The sequence below is a fragment of the Methylobacterium sp. WL12 genome, from assembly GCF_008039475.1.
GTDB lineage: Bacteria > Pseudomonadota > Alphaproteobacteria > Rhizobiales > Beijerinckiaceae > Methylobacterium > Methylobacterium cerastii.
On record NZ_VRUW01000005.1, the window covers coordinates 20,125 to 38,190 of the forward strand.

General features: G+C 72.1%; 18 protein-coding genes. 11 read left to right on the forward strand and 7 right to left on the reverse strand.

The genetic code is table 11. The annotated features are described in order from the left end of the window. Nucleotides 1–49: 49 nt before the first annotated feature. On the forward strand, nucleotides 50–619 hold the full coding sequence (locus FV226_RS03505) for a hypothetical protein (RefSeq protein ID WP_238272068.1): 570 nt from the start codon (nucleotides 50–52) through the stop codon (nucleotides 617–619). Between the two features lie 148 nt (nucleotides 620–767). Further along, nucleotides 768–1,100: a hypothetical protein gene (locus tag FV226_RS03510; RefSeq protein WP_147761832.1), complete on the forward strand. Its 333-nt coding sequence runs from the start codon at nucleotides 768–770 to the stop codon at nucleotides 1,098–1,100. A 43-nt stretch (nucleotides 1,101–1,143) separates the two neighbouring features. On the opposite strand, the gene FV226_RS03515 is transcribed toward FV226_RS03510, so the two are convergent. The 3 genes from FV226_RS03515 to FV226_RS03525 form a co-directional block, all read right to left on the reverse strand. After that, nucleotides 1,144–1,560 (reverse strand): hypothetical protein, encoded by a 417-nt coding sequence (locus FV226_RS03515; RefSeq protein ID WP_147761833.1) that lies wholly within the window; start codon nucleotides 1,558–1,560, stop codon nucleotides 1,144–1,146. Between the two features lie 176 nt (nucleotides 1,561–1,736). Beyond that, entirely contained in the window at nucleotides 1,737–2,210 is a 474-nt protein-coding gene (locus tag FV226_RS03520) for a hypothetical protein (RefSeq protein ID WP_238272067.1), read from the reverse strand. 218 nt (nucleotides 2,211–2,428) lie between these two features. Next, entirely contained in the window at nucleotides 2,429–4,420 is a 1,992-nt protein-coding gene (locus FV226_RS03525) for a malonate decarboxylase subunit alpha (protein WP_147761834.1), read from the reverse strand. Nucleotides 4,421–4,787: 367 nt separating this feature from the next. Between FV226_RS03525 and rsgA the strand changes: the two genes are divergently transcribed. The 7 genes from rsgA to FV226_RS03560 all read left to right on the forward strand — a co-directional run bounded on the left by rsgA (nucleotide 4,788) and on the right by FV226_RS03560 (nucleotide 11,881). Next, the gene (gene rsgA / locus FV226_RS03530; protein ID WP_147761891.1) at nucleotides 4,788–5,801 is read left to right on the forward strand and encodes a ribosome small subunit-dependent GTPase A; all 1,014 of its coding nucleotides are present in this window, start codon (nucleotides 4,788–4,790) and stop codon (nucleotides 5,799–5,801) included. Between the two features lie 145 nt (nucleotides 5,802–5,946). After that, nucleotides 5,947–7,584, forward strand: a complete 1,638-nt coding sequence (locus FV226_RS03535; protein WP_147761835.1) for an inorganic phosphate transporter — start codon at nucleotides 5,947–5,949, stop codon at nucleotides 7,582–7,584. A gap of 134 nt (nucleotides 7,585–7,718) precedes the next feature. Next, nucleotides 7,719–9,095: an MFS transporter gene (locus tag FV226_RS03540; protein ID WP_147761836.1), complete on the forward strand. Its 1,377-nt coding sequence runs from the start codon at nucleotides 7,719–7,721 to the stop codon at nucleotides 9,093–9,095. A 58-nt stretch (nucleotides 9,096–9,153) separates the two neighbouring features. Continuing rightward, a complete protein-coding gene (gene uraH, locus FV226_RS03545; protein WP_246691479.1) occupies nucleotides 9,154–9,660 on the forward strand; it encodes a hydroxyisourate hydrolase in 507 nt (168 codons plus the stop codon). A gap of 45 nt (nucleotides 9,661–9,705) precedes the next feature. Then, a complete protein-coding gene (gene uraH / locus FV226_RS03550) occupies nucleotides 9,706–10,053 on the forward strand; it encodes a hydroxyisourate hydrolase (protein WP_147761837.1) in 348 nt (115 codons plus the stop codon). A gap of 16 nt (nucleotides 10,054–10,069) precedes the next feature. Next, on the forward strand, nucleotides 10,070–10,585 hold the full coding sequence (gene uraD / locus FV226_RS03555; RefSeq protein WP_147761838.1) for a 2-oxo-4-hydroxy-4-carboxy-5-ureidoimidazoline decarboxylase: 516 nt from the start codon (nucleotides 10,070–10,072) through the stop codon (nucleotides 10,583–10,585). Between the two features lie 105 nt (nucleotides 10,586–10,690). Beyond that, nucleotides 10,691–11,881 carry an MFS transporter gene (locus FV226_RS03560; protein WP_147761839.1) on the forward strand — a complete coding sequence of 397 codons (1,191 nt, stop codon included), beginning with the start codon at nucleotides 10,691–10,693 and terminating at the stop codon, nucleotides 11,879–11,881. 405 nt (nucleotides 11,882–12,286) lie between these two features. On the opposite strand, the gene FV226_RS03565 is transcribed toward FV226_RS03560, so the two are convergent. The 3 genes from FV226_RS03565 to FV226_RS03575 all read right to left on the reverse strand — a co-directional run bounded on the left by FV226_RS03565 (nucleotide 12,287) and on the right by FV226_RS03575 (nucleotide 15,639). Beyond that, nucleotides 12,287–14,428, reverse strand: a complete 2,142-nt coding sequence (locus FV226_RS03565) for a helicase-related protein (RefSeq protein ID WP_147761840.1) — start codon at nucleotides 14,426–14,428, stop codon at nucleotides 12,287–12,289. 50 nt (nucleotides 14,429–14,478) lie between these two features. Continuing rightward, the gene (locus FV226_RS03570) at nucleotides 14,479–14,847 is read right to left on the reverse strand and encodes a DUF393 domain-containing protein (protein WP_147761841.1); all 369 of its coding nucleotides are present in this window, start codon (nucleotides 14,845–14,847) and stop codon (nucleotides 14,479–14,481) included. A gap of 252 nt (nucleotides 14,848–15,099) precedes the next feature. Beyond that, nucleotides 15,100–15,639 (reverse strand): hypothetical protein, encoded by a 540-nt coding sequence (locus FV226_RS03575; RefSeq protein ID WP_246691480.1) that lies wholly within the window; start codon nucleotides 15,637–15,639, stop codon nucleotides 15,100–15,102. A 61-nt stretch (nucleotides 15,640–15,700) separates the two neighbouring features. Between FV226_RS03575 and FV226_RS03580 the strand changes: the two genes are divergently transcribed. Next, a complete protein-coding gene (locus FV226_RS03580) occupies nucleotides 15,701–15,958 on the forward strand; it encodes a hypothetical protein (protein ID WP_147761842.1) in 258 nt (85 codons plus the stop codon). Nucleotides 15,959–15,973: 15 nt separating this feature from the next. Here FV226_RS03580 and FV226_RS03585 read toward each other — a convergent pair whose 3' ends face one another. After that, nucleotides 15,974–16,429 carry a GNAT family N-acetyltransferase gene (locus FV226_RS03585; protein ID WP_147761843.1) on the reverse strand — a complete coding sequence of 152 codons (456 nt, stop codon included), beginning with the start codon at nucleotides 16,427–16,429 and terminating at the stop codon, nucleotides 15,974–15,976. 216 nt (nucleotides 16,430–16,645) lie between these two features. Between FV226_RS03585 and FV226_RS03590 the strand changes: the two genes are divergently transcribed. Continuing rightward, nucleotides 16,646–17,971 (forward strand): MFS transporter, encoded by a 1,326-nt coding sequence (locus FV226_RS03590; RefSeq protein ID WP_147761844.1) that lies wholly within the window; start codon nucleotides 16,646–16,648, stop codon nucleotides 17,969–17,971. Nucleotides 17,972–18,066 lie beyond the last annotated feature (95 nt).

Consider the following 18,066-nt stretch of genomic DNA (forward strand, 5'->3'; position numbering starts at 1 on the left):
GTCCTGCGAAAGAAAGCACGTCATAACAGAGACCTAGAGCCGCTCCCGCTTGCAGCGCGACAAGGAACGGCTCTATCCCCAACCGATCATCCGGGAATTCGCCATGTCCGACACTGCTCAAAAGGATGCGTCGTCGTCTTCGGGGTCCGCGATGATGCTGCGCGCGTGGCAGGTCAACGCGGGCAAGCCGGGCGAGAAGATCGTCAGCCTGCTGCCGTCGTTCGAGAACACGGCGGGCGGCGAGGCGGCGGGCGCGCCCGAAGGGGGCGGCGCCCCCCTGCGCGAATGGTCCTCCGCCATCGATCTCATCCAGGAGGCCAGCGAGGCGATCCGCATCGGCGAGCAGAGAGCCGCCGAACTGGAAGCGCAGCTCAACCACGTGGTCACGCAGGCCTCCGAGGAGATGCGTCGCCTCAACCAGCAGATCGCGGCCGGGGAACAGAAGTTGGCGCGCGCGGAGGAACGGGCCCGCCTCGCCGAGACCCGCGCCGGCGACGCCGAGGCGCGGGCTGGCGACGCCGAGGCCTGGCTGGTGCGCCTGCACGATGCGGTGTTCGCGGCCTTCGGCCAGAGGAAGGCGCAGGAAACGGATTCGTCGCACGCCGACGCCGCCGGCTGAGCGAGCCCCCCCGCCTGTGTCGGATTCCCTGGTGTCGGACAATTCGAAGGCCGGAAAGAGCGGCTCCGTCGTCCTCTACGTGCCTTCGCGATCGGCGGGGTTCGATCCCGAAACGGCGCTCAGGCTCATCGCCCAGGCCAGCGAGGGCATGCACCGCCTCAAGGCATGGCGGCAGACCATCCAGATCCAGGCCAACAAGCTGGTGTATCAAGTCCAGCGGGAACGCGAGGCGTTCGCGGCGGACATCGACGCATTGAACTACGAGATCGTCGTGTTGCGCCGGGAGGTCGCCGAACTTCAGGCCGCCCTCACCGAGGCGAGGATCGCGAAGGACGCCTCGGCGATGCAGTGCGAGGCGGCCAGGACCCGAGCCGCGGATGCGGACCGGAAGACCCTCGCCGCGGAAGAGCGGGCGCAGACCGCCGAGGACTGGCTCGTGCGCCTTCAGGGCATCATCAACGACGAGTTTTCCGCATCCTGAAGGTTCTCCTCGGCGCCGATCGCCCCGGACCCTCGGGATCGCTTCACCGGGTCTGCGTGTCGCCCTTCGCGGACTTGGTGTTCGCGGGCTTGGTGTTCGCGGGCTTGGTGTTCGAAGACTCGGTGCTCGAAGACTCGGCCTTCAGGCAGGCATAGGTTCGCCTGAGCCAGATCTGCGCTTCGGCTTCCGCGGCCTCCGCGATGGCGGCGCGATCCTCCGCAAGCCGCGCCCGCGCCTCGGCCTGCCGAAGCCGCTCCTCCACCCCGTCGGCGCGCAGGCTGGCCGCCACGGCCGCGGCTTCGGCGGTGTGGGCTCGCCGCTCGGCCTCCTCCGTCTGATCAAGGCTGCGGCGGATCATCGCCCGCGCGTGCCGGGACATCGCCTGCGCGACGTCGTGCATCCGGCGAAGGTGCGCGCCGGCCTCGCGGATCTGCGCGATGGCCGACGGCCAATCGACCACCTGACCCGGTCCGGGCGGTCCGCCCGCGACCTCCGGAGCCGCGAACAGAGGAACGACCGTGTTCGCCGCCGTCGCATCGGCCGCGACCCTCGAACGGCCGCGCCCAGCCTCGGCCGCCCGGACATCCGGCTCATCCGCCATCGGCGCGGCCGCGGGACGTCGCGCGACAGGGGCCATCAGGCACTCCGCTTCAGGTCCGGATCCAGGCCGAACTCGCTCGCGATCGTGTCGTAGACGCGGGACAGCCAGTCCTCGGCGATGCGCGCCCGCTCCTCCGCCGCAGCCACCCGCTCGTCCGCGGCCCTGAGCAGGGCATCGGTTCGGCTCTGGATCTCGACCACCCGCGCCTCGGCCGCCCGGACGCGCTCTCCGGCGCTCTTCACATCCTCGCGGACGCGTTCGAGAACCTCTTGGACGTGCATCTCCTTCTTCTGGACCGCGGCCTCGACCGCGCGGGTCTGATGGGCCGCGTGACGGACGCAATCGATCAGCTTCGACCAATCCTGCGACGGCGAAGGCCGCGCCGGGACTGCTGCGACGCTGCCGCCGGACGTGCCGACCAGCCGCAATACGTTCGCGAGATGGCTCTCGGCGGCCGGCGCCGGCTCGGAGGCCTTCTCCCAAGGATACTCGTTCGCCGGACCCATCATGACCCTTCCGCCACCGCCACCGTCATCCCGGATATGCCATCCGCGGGCCGTCCGGGAGAAGCCGTCTAGGAAGCGTGAAAAGGCCGCCTTGTCCACCCGGACGATGCCATCCCGCCACGGGCGGATGCGCGACCGCGATCGGGCCGGCGCTCACCGGCCCTGTTCCGCCTGCGTGGGTCTCAGGCCGAAGCCGGCCCGGACGACCGCCGGGCCGTGGGTCAGCTGGCGGCGCGCAACGGGACGATGTCGGCCAACGCCTGCTGCGCGGCCGCCTCGCGCTCGGCGGCTTCGAGGAAGGCGTGGGCCTCCGAGCGGCGCTCGAACACGTGCGGGGCGAGGCCGCGGCGGCTCAGGGCCTCCTGCATCTTCAGGCGCAGGAAGGCGCTCGTCGCGTAGCGCGTCGTCGTGAGGTAGTGGTACTTCGACAGGTACTCGATCATCTCGGCGTAGTCGTCGTAGAGGTTCTCGCCGATGCGGAACCCGTCGTGGTTGACCACCGAGTTCACCCGCTGCCCGGCCTTCAGGCAGGCGGTCTCGAGCACCTGCCGCAGGGCGTCGATGTCGCCCTTCGAGCGGACCTGCCAGCCTTCGAGGTTGACGAAGAGCAGGTTTCGGCCCGGGTCGTAGCTGACCCGGTCTGGCAGGTTCAGGTTCAGGAGGTCGGCCAGGAGCTCCATCGGCTCGTCGCGGAAGATGCGCAGGTCCATCGGGATCGGGTTCTCGATCACCGGCGTGAAGTCCATGTGGGCGAGGATGTCGCGGCCGATGTCGATGCCCGGAGCCACCTCGATCAGCTCCAGCCCGGCCTGCGTCAGGTTGAAGACGCAGCGCTCCGTCACGTAGAGCACCGGCTGGCGGCGCTCCTGCGCGAACGGCCCGCTGAAGGTGTTCTGCTCGACGGCCGCCACGAACTTGCGCGAGCGCCCCTCCTGCACGATCCGCAGGCGCCCCTCGTCGATCTCGGTGACGAGGCCGCCGGAGGTGAAGGTGCCGGCGAACACCACCTTGCGGGCGTTCTGCGAGATGTTGATGAAGCCGCCGCAGCCGTTGAGCCGGCCGCCGAAGCGGCTGGTGTTGACGTTGCCGGCGCCGTCGCATTCGGCGAGCCCCAGGCAGGTCATGTCGAGGCCGCCGCCGTCGTAGAAGTCGAACATCTGGTTCTGGTCGATGATCGCGTCGGCGTTGGTCGCCGCGCCGAAGCTCGAGCCCGAGGCCAGCACGCCGCCCACCGCCCCGGCCTCGGTCGTCAGGGTGATGTAGGGGGTGACCTTCTCCTCGTTGGCGACCGACGAGATGCCTTCGGGCGCGCCGACGCCGAGGTTGACCACGCCGTTCGGCGGCAGCTCGAACGCGGCGCGGCGCGCGATGATCTTGCGCGCGTCGAGCGTCATCCGCTTCAGGCCGGTCACCGGCACGCGGATCTCGCCGGCGAGCGCCGCGTCGTGCTGGACGCCGTAATTCATGCGGTGGTGCTCGGGCGGCGCCACCACGACGCAGTCGACCAGGATGCCCGGCACGCGCACGTCCTTGGGCTTGATCGAGCCCTGCTCGACGATGCGCTCCACCTGCGCGATGACGATGCCGCCGTTGTTGCGCGCCGCCATCGCCTGGGCGAGGTTGTCCAGCGTCAGCGCCTCCTTGGAGACGCAGAGGTTGCCCGACGGGTCGGCGCTGGTGGCGCGGATGAAGGCGACGTCGATCTTGGTGGCCCGGTAGAACAGCCACTCCTCGCCCTCGACCTCCACGACCTTGACGATCTCCTCGGTCGTCAGGGTGTTCACCCGGCCGCCGCCGTGGCGCGGGTCGACGTAGGTGTGCAGGCCGACCTTCGAGAACAGGCCCGGCTGGCCGGCCGCGCAGGCGCGGTAGAGCTGCGAGATCACGCCCTGCGGCAGGTTGTAGCCGCGGATGCGGTTGTCCTGGGCGGCCTGCGCCACCTTCGGCATCCGCCCGAAGTTCGCCGCGATCACCCGCCCGAGCAGGCCCTCGTGGTGGAGGCGCCCGGTGCCCAGCCCTTTGCTGTCGCCAGCGCCCGCCGTCATGATCAGGGTGAGGTTGCCGGGCGCGCCGGTCTCGACGAAGCGCTTCTCCAGGGCGGCGTGCAGCGCTTCGGGGATGCAGCTCTGCACGAAGCCGGTCGTCGTGACGACGTCGTCGGTGCGGATGAGCGCGATCGCCTCGTCGGCGCTGACGATCTTGTTCTTCTTCACGCCACTCTCCCTGCCGACGACCGTTCCGGTCTCGTTGCCGCTGTTCGGCGGCGCCTGTTGGGTCAGGCTCTATTCTTGACGGATCGCGACGGGATGGCCGCGCGAAACCGCATTCGGGGAGGTTAGGGCAAGCCGGCGCCACCCTGCAAACGAACATTATTTGTCGGGACGTTGAAATTAACTCGCTCGCAGCCAGAGAGAATATTGCATTCAGTCGGGCGGGGCTGGAACGCCCACCGCGGGCGGTCGCCGGGTCTCCTCGGCGAGTTCGGCCGGTCCGCGGCTCGCTGGTCAGCCGGCCGGCGCCGTGTCATGGGCTGAAGCCGTGACCGATCATCCCGACGCCCTCCCGGCCGCAGGCGCGGCCTTGTCATCCCCAGGCGCTCCCCTGCCGACCGAAGGCGCGGCCAGCCTCGGCTGGTCCGACTTCTTCGAGGACCAGCGCACGCCGGACGAAGCCGGATTCGCGCCGATGCGGATCGCCCTGGTCCACCGCTCCCGCCTGACCGCCCTGTCGACCGCCGGCCCCGTCGAGCTGCTCCTGCCCGTCCACGCCAGCACCGGCGACGTGACGGTCGGCGACTGGGTCCTGGCCGACCCGCGGACCCTGACCCTGCACCGGCGGCTGTCGCGCAGGACCGTGCTGCAGCGGCGCACCGAAGGCGGCAAGGTCCCGCAGGTGGCGGCCGCCAACGTCGACACCCTGTTCGTCGTCACCTCATGCAACGCCGACTTCAACCCGGCCCGCCTGGAGCGCTACCTCGCGCTCGCCAACCAGGGCGGCACCGACCCGGTGATCCTCCTCACCAAGGGCGACCTGACCGACGACGTCGAGGCCTACCGCCGGCAGGCCGCAGCGCTCCAGCGCGGGTTGTCGGTGGTCGGCGTCAACCCGCGCAGCCCGGACGCCGCGGCGGCGCTGGCGCCCTGGTGCGGGCCCGGGCAGACCGTGGCGCTGGTCGGCTCGTCCGGCGTCGGCAAGTCGACGCTCGTCAACACGCTGGCCGGGCCCGGCCAGGACGCGCCGCAGGAGACCGGCGCGATCCGGGAGCACGACGCCAAGGGCCGCCACACCACGACGGCGCGCTCGCTGCACGCGATGGCGGGCGGCGGTTGGGTGATCGACACGCCGGGGATGCGCACGCTCCACGTCAGCGACGCCGCGGAGGGGATCGAGACGCTGTTCGCCGAGATCACCGAGCTGGCGCCCGACTGCCGGTTCCGCGACTGCACCCACGCCCACGAGCCAGGCTGCGCGGTGCAGGCCGCCATCGCCGAGGGCGCCCTCGACCCCGATCGCCTGGACCGCTGGCGCAAGCTCGTCGAGGAGAACCGCGACAAGACCCCGGCGACGGCGCCCCGCCGCCCGCGCAGGCACTGAGCGCGCGACCGGTCTTCAGGCTTTCGGGGAGTCGTAACCGCGCCGTCCCGGGCGGATCGGCCGTCCGTGCGCACGGCGTCACCGGACCGTCATGCGCGGTGCCTATCCGAAGGCGGCCGAACTCCGATCGCCGTCGAGATCCATCATGTCCGATTCCGCCAGCCTCACGCCGCCCCGGGTGGGCGCCGAACCGCGGCGCGCCTCGGACCCGACGCTCGATCGCGGCATGCATCCGGGCGGGATCATCGCCTTCCTGCTCGTCCTGGTGGCGGGCCTGGTCTACGCCGTCGTCAGCCTGATCGCCGACATGAACGCCGTCGGCCAGTCGCCGCTGGCGATCGGCGCCTTCGTCCTCCTCGGGCTCGCCCTGCTGATCGCGCTCGCCTTCGAGTTCGTGAACGGCTTCCACGACACCGCCAACGCGGTGGCGACCGTGATCTACACCCACTCGATGCCGCCGCTCGTGGCGGTGATCTGGTCGGGCGCCTTCAACTTCCTCGGGGTGATGCTGTCCTCGGGCGCGGTGGCCTACGCCATCGTCACGCTGCTGCCGGTGGAGCTGATCCTGCAGGTCGGGTCCGGCGCCGGCTACGCGATGATCTTCGCCCTGCTCATCGCCGCGATCATCTGGAACCTCGGCACCTGGGCCTTCGGCCTGCCGAACTCCTCCTCGCACGCGCTGATCGGCTCGGTGATCGGCGTCGGGCTCGCCAACCAGCTGATGGCGCCGGAGGGCTCCGCGACCTCGGGCGTCGACTGGGCCCAGGCGCTCGGCGTGTTCAAGGCGCTGCTGTTCAGCCCGCTCATCGGCTTCGTCGCCGCGGCGCTCCTGCTGCTGGCGCTCAAGTTCACCGTGCGGCGCAAGGACCTCTACGAGGCGCCGAAGGGCGACACGCCGCCCCCGCTCTGGATCCGCTCGCTGCTGATCCTGACCTGCACGCTGGTCTCGTTCTTCCACGGCGGCAACGACGGCCAGAAGGGCATGGGCCTGATCATGCTGATCCTGATCGGCGCCGCGCCGACCGCCTACGCCCTCAACCGCACCATGGCCGACGACACCACGCCGGCCTTCATCCAGACCTCGCAGAACGCCAGCACGGTGTTCGCCGGCCACGGCGGCACCACGGCCCAGCCCGACGCCGCGGCCGCCCGCAAGCAGGTCTCGGACGCCCTCAAGACCAAGGACCTGAACCAGCCGGCGGTCTACGGCGCGCTGGCCGCGCTCTCCACCGACATCGCCGCCAACGTGAAGAACTACGGCGCGATCAAGCAGGTGCCGGCGGCGCAGACCTCGAACCTGCGCAACGACATGTACCTCGCCGCCGACGCGATCCGCCTGCTGCCGAAGAACGGCGCCAGCTTCTCGGAGGCCGAGGCCGGCACGCTGAAGGCCTATGCGGGCCTCCTCAACGACGGCACGCGCTACATCCCGACCTGGGTGAAGGTCTGCGTCGCCCTGGCGCTGGGGCTGGGCACCATGGTCGGCTGGAAGCGCATCGTCGTCACCGTCGGCGAGAAGATCGGCAAGACCCACCTCACCTACGCGCAGGGCGCCTCGGCCGAGCTCGTGGCCGCCGGCACGATCGGCCTGGCCGAGGTCTACGGCCTGCCGGTCTCGACCACGCACATCCTGTCCTCGGGCGTCGCCGGCACCATGGCGGCCAACGGCTCCGGGCTGCAGATGTCGACCGTGCGCAACATGGCGCTGGCGTGGGTGCTGACGCTGCCGGCGGCGATCACCCTGGCGGGCGTGCTGTTCTTCATCCTCCGCCACGTGTTCTGAACAGGGCCGCGCGGGCCGCGACGCGGTCCGCGCCCTGGCTCGAAGGTTGCATGCCAGGGCGCCGACGCCCGGACGCACCGCGCGGCGGCCGGCGCCGCCCGTGATCGCAGGCCGGGTCCCTCGCGCGGACTCCGATGCCGGCCCTGGTCCAACCCGTGCCCACGATCCCATCCGCGGCCGAGCGCGCGACGCGCGAGGCTGCGTATCGGACGATCACGTGGCGGCTGCTGCCGTTCCTGATGGCCCTCTGGATCCTGTCGTGGATCGACCGGGTCAACATCGGCTTCGCCAAGCTGCAGATGCTGGGCGACCTGAAGTTCAGCGAGACGGTCTACGGCGTCGGCGCCGGGATCTTCTTCGTCGGCTACTTCCTGTTCGAGGTCCCGAGCAACCTGCTGCTCGAACGGGTCGGCGCCCGCAAGACCATCGCCCGGATCACCATCCTCTGGGGGATCTGCTGCGTGGCGATGATGTTCGTCACCACCGTGCCGGCCTTCTACCTGCTCCGGCTCCTCCTCGGGATCTTCGAGGCCGGGTTCTATCCCGGGGTGATCCTGTACCTGACCTACTGGTATCCGACCGGGCGGCGGGCCCGCGTGTTCGGCCTGTTCATGTCGGCCTCGGCGTTCGCCGGCGTGATCGGCGGACCTCTGGCCGGCACGATCATGACGGGCCTCGACGGCGCCAACGGCTGGTCCGGCTGGCAATGGGTGTTCCTGATCGAGGGCATCCCGTCGATCCTCGCGGGCCTCGTCACGCTGGCCTACCTCACCGACCGGCCCGAGAAGGCCGGCTGGCTCGCGCCCGAGGCGCGGGCGCTGGTCGCCGCCGACCTCGCCCGCGACGCGGCGGCGCTCGGCCCCCGCGAGCACCGGATCCTGGCCTCGCTCGCCGACCTGCGGGTCTGGCAGTGCATCGCGATCTTCTTCTGCATCGTCACGGCCAACTCCGCGCTCACCTTCTTCGGGCCGACGATCGTGCGCGAGGCCGGCTTCACCGATCCGGCGACCGTCGGCTGGATCATGTCGGGCGCCTACCTCTGCGGCGGGGCCGGGATGATCCTCAACGGCCGGCATTCGGACCGGACCGGCGAGGCGCGCTACCATTGCGGGCTCGCCGCCCTGGGCGGCTCCGTCTCGATCGCGCTCCTCGGCTTCCTCGTCCCGGGAAGCCCGCACCTCGCGCTCGCGGCCCTGACGCTGGCCATCGTCGGCACGATGAGCGCCATCCCGGTGTTCTGGCAGATCCCCGGGCAGTTCCTGGCCGGCTCGGCCGCGGCCGCCGGCATCGCGCTGATCAATGCGGTGGCGAACCTCGCCGGCTTCGGCGCGCCGGCGGCCATGGGCTACCTGAAGGAGGCCACGGGCTCGGTCTCCACCGGCCTCTGGCTCGTGGCCGCCTTCGAGTTCGCCACCGTCATCCTGATCCTGGCGTTCATTCCCGCCCCGGCGCCCAGGCGGCAGGCCGAGGCGCGCGCGGTGGCCGCCGCCGGCGAGACGGCCCTGCCTTGAGCGGCGAGCCGCAGCGCCGTCCCCCGTCCCCGAACCGTCTCCTGCGAGGACCGAACCCTTGGACCGACCTTCCCTCACGCGCCGCTCCCTCGTCATCGCCGGAGCCGGCGGCATGGCTGCGGCCTCAACCGGCGCCCGCGCGCAGACGTCCCCGCCCGCGCCGCAGAAGCCCGGCGCGCTCACCGTCGCGCCGACCTCGCAGGCGGGCCTCGGGCCCCGCCTGACGATGCACGCGATCGACAACTTCCACGGCACGCCCGGCGCCGGCATGGTCTGCGACCTGTCGATCCGCGACGGCGACGGCTACCGCCCGCTCAAGACCGTGACGACCTCGCCGACCGGCCGGCCTGCGGACCCGCTGCTGGTGGACGACGCGCTCAAGGCCGGCCGTTACGAGCTGCTGCTGCATGTCGAGGCCTACTTCCAGGCGCTCGGCGTCAAGCTGCCGAGCCCGAACTTCCTCGGCCTGGTGCCGGTGCGCTTCGTCATCCGCGACGTCGCCCAGCGCTACCACCTGCCGATCCTGTTCTCGCCCTGGGGCTACTCGTACTACCGCGGAAGCTGAGCGCGCCCCGCCGTCTCCGACCCATCATCAGGAAAGTCGAAAACCATGGCCGGGATCAGCACGCACGTCCTCGATGCGCAGCGCGGGCGCCCCGCGGCAGGCGTCAGGATCGACCTCTCGATCAGGGAGGGCGACGCGTGGCGCTTCGTGAAGTCGATGACCACCAACGCCGACGGGCGCACCGACGGCCCGGTGGTCGCCGCCGCCGACGCGAAGGTCGGCGAGTACCAGCTCGAGTTCCACATCGACGACTACTTCAAGACGCTGCCCGACGCCGCCGAGCCGTTCGTCGACGACGCCGTCGTGCGGTTCTCGATCTTCGACGTGAAGCAGCACTACCACGTGCCGATGCTGTGCACGCCGGGCAGCTGCACCACCTATCGCGGCAGCTGAGGCCCGCGTGGACCCGATGCCGGACATCGCAACCGTCGACGCCCTCGATCGCGACGGCTTCGTGGCGCTCCTCGCCGCCACGTTCGAGCACGCGCCCTGGGTGGCCGAGCGCGCCTACGCGGCCCGGCCGTTCGCGAGCGTCGCCGCCCTGCATGCGGCGATGGTCGCCGTCGTGCGCGCGGCGCCCGCGGCGGAACGGCTCGCCTTCCTCAACGGACACCCCGAACTCGCGGGCGCCGCGGCGCGGGCACGGCAGATGACGGCGGACTCGGTCGCCGAGCAGGGCAGCGCCGGGCTGGACGCCCTCACCGCCGCCGACTTCGACCGCTTCGACCGGCTGAACGCGGCCTACCGCGAGAAATTCGGCTTCCCGTTCATCATCGCGGTCCGCGGCCGGAGCCGGGATGCGATCCTGGAGGTGTTCGAGCGGAGGCTGGCCCGCGACGCGGACACCGAGGCCGAGGCGGCGCTGAGCGAGATCGCGACGATCACGCGCATGCGCCTCGACCGGATCGTCGGCTCCGGCGGGTGACGGCGTCCGCCGGCGAAGGCAGCGACGGGGATGCAAACCGGGCGGATGTCGGCTAGGCCTGCCGCGCTCCGGCCTCCGCCGGCGGGCGTTCCCGAGCTACCGCGCATGACGGCCTCCACCGCCTCGATCGCTCGCCTGATCCTGGTGCTCGCCGCGGCGGGCTTCTCCAGCACCTTCGCGTGGCGCTCGGTCGAGCCGCTGGTCGGCGTGCTGGCGCGCGACCTCGGCAGCGACGCCCACACCGTGGCCCTGCTCTCGACCGCCTTCGCGCTGCCCTACGCGCTGATCCAGCCGATCCTCGGGCCGGTGGGCGACGCGGTCGGCAAGGAGCGGGTCATCGCCGCCTGCCTCGCGGTGCTGGTCGTGGCGCTCGCCGGCTGCGCCCTGGCCCAGGACCTGCGCCTGCTGTTCGGCCTGCGGATGGTGGCGGGCGCGGCCGCCGGCGGGGTGATCCCGCTGGCGCTCGCCCTGATGGGCGACCGGGTGCCGATGGAGCGCCGGCAGGTGGCGATCGGCCGGTTTCTCGTCGCGGTCATCCTCGGCCAGCTTTCCGGCTCGACCTTCGCCGGGCTGATCGAGGGGCGGGTCGGCTGGCACGGGGTGTTCGCGATCAACGCCGCCGTCGCCGTGCTCGGCTGCGCCGCGACGCTGTTCGGCTTCGACCGGAGCCAGCGCCTCCCGCCACGGCGCCCCGAATTCGGCCTGGCGCTCACGCGCTACCGGACGATCGTCGCCGACCCCCGCGCCCGCGTGCTGTTCGCGGCGGTGTTCGTCGAGGCGATCGCGGTGTTCGGCATCTTCCCGCACCTCGCACCGCTGATCGAGGCCCGGGGGGAGGGCGGCCCGCGCGAGGCCGGGCTGGCGCTCGCGGGCTTCGCCGTCGGCGGGCTGATCTACTCCGCCCTGGTCGGGCTGCTGGTCCGGTTCCTCGGGATGCAGCGGATGCTGGTCGGCGGCGGCCTCGTCTGCGCGGCCGCGCTGACGACGATCGGCGTGGCCGGCCGCTGGCAGCTCGACGCGGCGGCGCTGGTCGCCATGGGGCTCGGATTCTACATGTTGCACAACACCTTCCAGGTGCAGGTGACCGAAGTCGCCCCCAAGGCCCGCGCCTCGGCGGTGGCGCTCCACGCGTTCTCGTTCTTCTGCGGCCAGGCGCTCGGCGTCGCGGTGCTCGGCGCGGCGCTGCAGGGCGTCGGCCAGTTCGCGGCCCTGGCCACCTGCGCCGTCACGATTTTGGCGGTGGGGATCGCGACGGCTGTGCTGCTGGCTCGGCCGGTGGTGCCGAGCGAGGTTTAGTTTCGCGCCAGTCCGATTCCGACGCGTGCTTCCCTCCGCCTTCTGCAGGCTATTGGGGTTTCGCCTCTCGTGACGGCCTCGGACGACGCGCGGGTTCCCCTCTCCCCGCGGGCGGGGAGAGGCCCGCACCGACCTCGTCGTCCGTGCGGGAAGCGAAGGCGAAGCCGCAGCGGCGGTGAGGGGGAGCCGACGGAGGAGCCTCCTCCGGGGGCGCCCCCTCACCGTCGGCTGCCGCCTCGCTTTGCCGACGACGAGGTCGGGCCTGCCCGATTTCGGCAGGTAGGTTCGGATCTCGGGCAAGCCCGAGATCCATGCGGGGCGAGGGGATGCGCGCAAAGCGAACCGCCAGAACCAGGCCTGTGTGAATCAGGAAGCCTCCGCAGGGGAGGGAGGACGCCGCAGCGGTCAGGGCGGCACGCGCGGCCGGGTCCGCGCCGCGAGGTTGCGCGAAGCCGTCTCGCGCAGGGTCTGCTCGATGGCGGCGTTGGCGCGGCCGCGCAGCAGCTTGGTCGCCTCCGCCTCGTCGAACGTGTCGGGGAAGCGCCGCGCCAGCCAGAGGTAGGCGGCGGCGAGCTTCACCGTCCGCTCTAGGTATTCGAGCTCGCCGCCGACGTTGGCCCGCAACGCCGGGACGGGCGCGCCCGCCGCCCGCGCCTGGACCCAGCGGTCGAGCACCGCGGTCGAGGCCGGGTCGCGCCGGTCGATCGGGCAGACCGCGAAGGCGAAGGCCTCGCGGATCGGCAGGTGCGCCTTGTCGACCGCCCGCGCCGCCGCCAGCGCCTCCTCCATCGCCGAGGGCTGGAACGGCGAGCCGTCGTAGAAGGTCGCGCGCGAGAAGTGCGTCAGCACCTCGGCGAGCGCCTCGGTGCCGAGTTCGGCCGCCGCCGCCTCGATCGCGATCAGGTCCGGCCGGACGTAGAACCGGGTGTCGGCAGCGGGCGCCGTCGGCGCGCCGGCGAGCGCGTCGCGGATCGGGCCGAGGCCGGCGTCGTCGGTGGCCGAGACGTGGCCCTCGTCCTGATGGCCGAAGCGGCCGGCGCGCCCCGCGATCTGGCGGATCTCGGGGTTGGTGAGCGGGCGGGTCGCCGTGCCGTCCCACTTCGCGACGGCCGAGAAGATCACGCGCTTGAGCGGCCCGAGGTTCAGGCCCATGCCGATCGCGTCGGTGGTGACCAGCACCTCGGCCTCGCGGTCGCGGAACCGTGCGGCTTCCGCCCGCCGCACCTCCGGCGAGAGCGCGCCGTAGATGGTGGCGACGCTGCGCCCGGCCGCCACCAGCGCCTCGCGGTTCTCGTGCACGGCCCGGCGCGAGAAGGCGACGACGGCGTCCCCCGGCTGCACGGATTCGAGCGGAACGGGCTCACCGAGCGCCACCAGCGGGGTCTTGCGCACGAAGGTCACGACGTCGAGCGACTCGCCCGCGGCCTCCGCCGCGCGGCGGACATGCGAGAGCGCGTCGTCCGAGCCGCAGACGATCACGGTCCGCGCCGGAATCCCGAACAGCGCGTTGGTCCAGGCCCAGCCGCGGTCGGGGTCGGACAGCATCTGGATCTCGTCGATCACCGCGACCTCGACCGGGCGGCGCAGGTCAGCGGTCTCGATGGTGCGCGCGGTGTGGCTCGGGTCCGGCTCGCCCAGGATCTCCTCGCCGGTGACCATGCCGGCGCGCAGGCCCCGCTCCAGCAGGGCCTCGTAGTTCTCCAGCGCGAGCAGGCGCAGCGGCGCGAGGTAGGTCCCGGTCGGCGCCTTCGCCAGCATTTCGAGCGCCGCGTAGGTCTTGCCGGAATTGGTCGGGCCCATGTGGAAGACGATGCGCCGGTTCAGCCGGCGGGCGGGCACGAACTTGTCGATGTAGGAGCCGAACCCGACCCGGTCGCGCAGGCGCCGCCGTCCGGATTCCTCGCGCGCCACCACCTTCGCCCGCGTCCGCACGGTCTTCAGGGTGTCGAGGATCGCGTGGGCGAGGTTCGGGGAGGGCGTGAAGACGCGGGCGCGCAGCGACCGGTCGAGGTGGGCGATGTAGGTGGGCGCGTCCGCCCCGATCTCGTGGAGGTCGTCGCGGATCTGGTCGCGCAGGCGCGCCACCGTCCGGTGGAGCGTGCGCGCGAACCCGGCCGCGGTCTCGGCAAGCGCCGCCCGCAGGTCGTCGAGCCGCCAGGCCGGATCGTTGCCGAGCGCCATCTCCTCCAGGATCTCGGCCGCCGCCTCGCCCGGCGGCGCGTCGAGGCGCAGGTCGAGGCGGCCGTCGTCGAGGAGCGGCAGGCTCACCCGGAGATGCCAGGCGAGGGCGCCGTCCCGCGCCGGCTCGGCCCGGAGCGCCGGCAGGGCGAGCCGCAGGGCCGCGACGCCGCCCTCGGTGAAGGCCCGCCGCGCGTCGCCGTCGCGGAGCGCGGCCGCCACGGCGGCGTCCTCGACGAACCCGTCCTGCTCAGGGAGCCCCAACGCCCGGCGCAACGCCTCGCGATCGACCGCGGCCGCCGCGATCCCGAGCCGGTGCAGGGCGTCGGCGAGGATGTCGGTGGTCAGGTGGATGCGCTTGCGAGCCATGCCCTACCTTCTCGGCCGCGGCCCACGGGATCAAGCGCGGCGACGGGTTCTCAACGGTTGCGCACCAGAAGGCGGGCGATGCGCGGACGCAGCGGCAGGAACGCGCGATAGGCGATCTCGGCCAGCGGCATCGCCAACGGAAGCCGCGCGAGCCCCGCGAGCCAGCGCCAGCCCGGCAGCGCGCTCCAGAGCCGGGCGAACCCGGCGGCCCCCGACCGGAGCCGGCCGTCGGCGTCGCGGACATGGAAGCGGGCGCGGGCCGCCGCCCGGTCGAGGTCCGGCCCGAGGGGCGCGCCGTCGGGCGCCACGTCGACGAAGGCGATGCGATCGGCCCCGCGGCAGCGGCGGTAATGCCCGATCTCCGCCCGGCAGAGCGGGCAGGCCCCGTCGTAATAGACGGTCAGCGTCTCGTCGGGCACGGAACGGTCCTCCTGCGATTTCTTAGGAGATAGGGGGCGGGGCCACGACGGCAGCGCGGCCGGACGCCGCGAGGCCGGGGTCGCAGATCCCGCTCAGGGGCCGGGGTTCAAGCGCGGGTCCCTTCTCCCGGGGGGAGAAGGACAGGATGAGGGGCGTGACCTTTCCAGGATCGCGCTGAGCACGGCGCGGCGCGCCCCCCCCTCTCCCGTTCGGGAGACGTGGCGAGATGCGTGAAGACGATGGCGTCCGCCCTACCGGCGGTCGTAGGGGTCGAACGGCGCCAGCGCGTCGTCGAGCGCCTTCGCGGCCGGATCGCGCCGGAGGTCGAGTTCGCGGTCCAGCGCGCGCACGAAGCGTTCGCGGCCGGCTTCGAGTTCGCGGCCGAGGCCTCCGAAGGCCTCGGCGACCTCGACATGGGGCGGGCCGTCGCTGACGAGGTAGTCGATCCCGCAAGCCGGCTCGGCCGGGCGTCCGGCGGGGCGGAGCCAATAGCAGAGGCGGACGCGGGTGAACGGCTCGCCCGCACGCCGCTCGACCCGGGCCCGCGCCAGCCGGAAGCTTTGGGGCCGGGCCCGCTCGGCGTAGGCGAGGCTCTGGCCGACGGTGACGAAGCCGTGCGTGCGGTGCCCGCGCACCAGCGCCAGCGCCCGCGCGTCGGAGACGTCCGCCGGCTGCGCGCGGGCGCCCGCGAGCGACGCGAGCACGAGTGCGGTGGTCAGCGCCGCGCGCGGCGACCACGTCGCGAGCCGGCCGGCCTCGCCCGGCGTTGCGGCGCGGCTGCGCTTCACCATGTCTTGCTCCGAAATCCCGCTTCGCCTGCGTGAAGCCCCGATGCGTCCAGGAGCCTGTACCGTGCCGCGCTACTTCTTCAACACACGGATCGGCGACGATTGGGTGACCGACCCGGACGGCGCCGAGCTGCCGGACGCCGACGCGGCCTGGGAGACCGCCCGCGACACCGTCCTGGCGGCGCTCGGCGTCGGCCGGGACCAAGCCCGGCTGATGACAGCCAACCTCGTCGTCACCGACGTGGAGGGCGAGATCGTGCTGGAATTCCCCTTCGCCGAGGCGGTCGAGATCGACCCGGACCAAGGCGCGACGGTGCACTGAGCTCCGCGCCCTCCTTCAGCGCTCGCCGCCCTTCTTGCGCAGCGGCCGCGTCATCCGGGTGCCGGCCGCGACGAAGCCGGTGGCCGCGCAGAAGGCTTCGAGGTCCGGCCGGTCCGGCGGCAGCAGCATCTCCAGCCCGTCGCATCCGGCGCTGCGCGCGGCCTGCGCCGCGGCCTTCAGCAGCAGGCGCCCGAGCCCGCGCCGACGGTCGTCGGGGGCGACGAGGAGCGTGGTGATCTGCGCGGTCGGCTCGGCCACGAGGGTGCGGTACCAGTGCAGCACGACGAGGCCGCCCGGCGGCCCCCATTCGACCGCGACGAGGGCCGCGCCGTCGCGGCCGCGCAGGGCCTCGATCCGCTCGACGAGGGTGCGCACCGCGATTCCCGGCCCCGCCGCGCCGATCAAGGCGGCGAGCCCCGGCGCGTCGGCGGCGTTGGCCGCCCGGATCTCCAGCCCGTACCGTCCGCTCAAGCCCGGTCCCCATCCACGTCGTTCATCGTCATCCCACCGCCGATCGATGCGCAGCCTGCATCGATCCATTCAGCCTTTGAGTTGGACGCCGCGCCGAGCACGCCCTTAACCTGAGGTCGCAAGCGGTCGCCGGGACCCCGTCGAGGGGTCGTCAGAGAACGACCGCTGTCCGCACCGGCAACGGCCGGGCGGTCCGCCTTCAGGGAGAAGGTCGCCATGGGCGCGAGTCTCGCCATGACCGCGGTGAAGCGCAGCCGCGTGCGGCTCCTCATCGTGACGATGCTCTTCATCGCCACCACCATCAACTACGCCGACCGCGCCACGCTCTCCATCGCCGGGCCGTCGCTGGCCAAGGACCTCGGCCTCGACGCGGTGGCGATGGGCTACGTCTTCTCCGCCTTCGCCTGGTCCTACGTGCTGGCGCAGCTGCCCGGCGGCTGGCTGCTCGACCGCTACGGCGCGAAGTGGGTCTACGCCGGCGCGATCTTCCTGTGGTCGGCCTTCACCCTGATGCAGGGCGCCGTCGGCTTCTTCACCGGCTTCACCGCGGTGGCGGTGCTGTTCGGCCTGCGGCTCCTCGTGGGCCTCGCCGAGGCGCCGGTGTTTCCCGCCAACGCCCGGATCACCGCGGCGTGGTTCCCCACCGCCGAGCGCGGCACCGCCTCGGCCTTCTTCAACTCCTCGCAGTACTTCGCCACCGTGCTGTTCACGCCGCTGATGGGCTTCGTCGTCCACCATTACGGCTGGCACCACGTCTTCACCCTGATGGGCGCGCTCGGCATCGCTTTCGCCCTTTTGTGGACCCAGGTGATCCACGGCCCGAAGGAGCACCCCGCGATCAACCAGGGGGAGCGCGACTACATCGAGGCCGGCGGCGCCCTCCTCGACATGGACGGGCGCGACGCGGGCGTGGCCCAGGTCGACGCCGGCCGCACCATCCGGCAGCTGCTCGCCAACCGCATGCTGCTCGGGATCTATGTCGGGCAGTACTGCATCACCACGCTGACGTACTTCTTCCTGACGTGGTTCCCCGTCTACCTCGTGAAGGAGCGCGGCCTGTCGATCCTGCAGGCGGGGTTCGCCGCCGTGCTGCCGGCGCTCTGCGGCTTCGTCGGCGGCATCCTGGGCGGCTGGATCTCGGACCGGCTGCTCAAGCGCGGCTACTCGCTGACCGCCTCGCGAAAGATCCCGATCGTCGGCGGGATGCTGCTCTCGATGGTGATCGTCGGCTGCAACTACGTCGCCACCGACGCCCTCGTGGTCGGGCTGATGGCGCTCGCCTTCTTCGGCAAGGGCGTCGGGGCGCTCGGCTGGGCGGTGGTCTCCGACACCTCGCCGCGCCAGGGCGGCGGCCTCTCGGGCGGCCTGTTCAACACCTTCGGCAACACCGCCGGCATCACCACCCCGATCGCGATCGGCTACATCGTGCAGCAGACGGGGTCGTTCAACGGCGCGCTGGTGTTCGTCGGGATGAACGCGCTCGTCGCCGTGTTCTGCTACCTCGTCGTCGTCGGCGAGATCCGGCGGGTGGAGCTGCGCTAGGGCCGGCTCGCGTCGGCAAGGCAACGCTTCAACGGCGACGTGTCTTCGGTCACGCGTCCCGACCGGTCGCAGGTTGCGCGGGACCGCACGGCACG

Bases quoted from the DNA above. Each gene is read 5' to 3' on its own strand.
- FV226_RS03540 (WP_147761836.1), top strand. From the start codon at position 7,719: ATGCCGGCCCTGGTCCAACCCGTGCCCACGATCCCATCCGCGGCCGAG.
- FV226_RS03510 (WP_147761832.1), top strand. From the start codon at position 768: ATGCACCGCCTCAAGGCATGGCGGCAGACCATCCAGATCCAGGCCAAC.
- uraD (WP_147761838.1), top strand. From the start codon at position 10,070: ATGCCGGACATCGCAACCGTCGACGCCCTCGATCGCGACGGCTTCGTG.
- FV226_RS03560 (WP_147761839.1), top strand. From the start codon at position 10,691: ATGACGGCCTCCACCGCCTCGATCGCTCGCCTGATCCTGGTGCTCGCC.
- FV226_RS03535 (WP_147761835.1), top strand. From the start codon at position 5,947: ATGTCCGATTCCGCCAGCCTCACGCCGCCCCGGGTGGGCGCCGAACCG.
- FV226_RS03565 (WP_147761840.1), bottom strand. From the start codon at position 14,428: ATGGCTCGCAAGCGCATCCACCTGACCACCGACATCCTCGCCGACGCC.
- FV226_RS03590 (WP_147761844.1), top strand. From the start codon at position 16,646: ATGGGCGCGAGTCTCGCCATGACCGCGGTGAAGCGCAGCCGCGTGCGG.
- FV226_RS03575 (WP_246691480.1), bottom strand. From the start codon at position 15,639: ATGGTGAAGCGCAGCCGCGCCGCAACGCCGGGCGAGGCCGGCCGGCTC.
- uraH (WP_147761837.1), top strand. From the start codon at position 9,706: ATGGCCGGGATCAGCACGCACGTCCTCGATGCGCAGCGCGGGCGCCCC.
- FV226_RS03520 (WP_238272067.1), bottom strand. From the start codon at position 2,210: ATGATGGGTCCGGCGAACGAGTATCCTTGGGAGAAGGCCTCCGAGCCG.